Here is a 1,166-nt window from a genome sequence, read left to right on the forward strand (position 1 = left end):
CTCGCGACGGGGACCATGCTCCGCGGCCGCCATTCGAAGAGCAGCAATTCGACGGCCAGCAGGATGGATGCCACTGGATCGACATCGCGTCCGCCGCCCCACCGGCGTTGCGGCCCAACAGTCCCCGCGCTGCGACGGACACCCGCTCTGCGCGAAGGGGCAACGGCACCCCGATCGATGACTGGTCCTATGGGGTTGCCTGGCCCGTGCGACCGCTCCCCGATGCTCCGCCACCCGGCGGCGGTCGATGGCTGGTCGTGGGCGACACCGAGCTGACCGGCGAACTGGACCGCGTCGCCGGGTCCCAAATCGGCATCGAGGGCCTGGAGTCCGGCGCCCTCGCCGACGAAGAGGCACTGCACGGGGCGCTCAACGGTGTCGACCGCGTGCTCTACGCGCCGCCCGCCTCCGGAACGTCGGTCGCGGTCGCCTATCAGCTGTTCCACCACACCCGCCGGCTCACCGCGGCCATGGCGGCCGCCGCCACGCCAGCGAAGCTGTTCATCGTCACCCGCAACGGCCAACCGACCACCGAGGGCGACCGCGCCAACCCCGCACACGGGGCGCTGTGGGGCCTGGGACGCACCCTCGCACTCGAACACCCCGAAATCTGGGGCGGCATCATCGACTTCGATGAAGCCGTACCCGCCGAACTGACCGTGCCCCGGCTGCTGGCCGAAGCCGCCGGCACCGACGGCGAGGACCAGGTCGTCTACCGGCAGGGCCTGCGCCACGTCCCGCGATTGCAACACCGCGCCCTGCCCACCCAAGCCGTCACGTTGGACGGCGGCGCCTGCCAGCTGGTCATCGGCGCCACCGGAAACATCGGCCCACACCTGATCCGCGAACTCGCCAGGATGGGCGCAAAGACGATCGTCGCCGTTTCGCGCAACCCCGGTTCGCGGCTCGACGAACTGACCGAAAGCCTTGCCGCGGCCGGGACCACGCTGGTCACCGTCGCCGCCGACGCCACCGACGAGACCGCGATGGCCGCGCTGTTCGACCGGTTCGACGCCGACCTGCCGCCCCTGGAGGGCATCTACCTGGCTGCCTACGCCGGCGGCCCAGTGCTGCTCGACGAAATGACCGACGACGACGTCACGGCGATGTTCGCGCCCAAGCTCGACGCCGCGGCGCTGCTGCACCGCCTGACCCTGACCACACCG

1 pseudogene is annotated in these 1,166 nt (G+C 71.2%); it reads left to right on the top strand.

Annotation, left to right across the window (positions count from 1 at the left end):
* Positions 1 to 71 precede the first annotated feature (71 nt).
* A pseudogene (locus A5691_RS19185) lies at positions 72 to 1,166 on the top strand (SDR family oxidoreductase); the annotation flags it as partial.

It is taken from the genome of Mycobacterium sp. E183 (genome assembly GCF_001667735.1).
Classification (GTDB): Bacteria; Actinomycetota; Actinomycetes; order Mycobacteriales; family Mycobacteriaceae; genus Mycobacterium.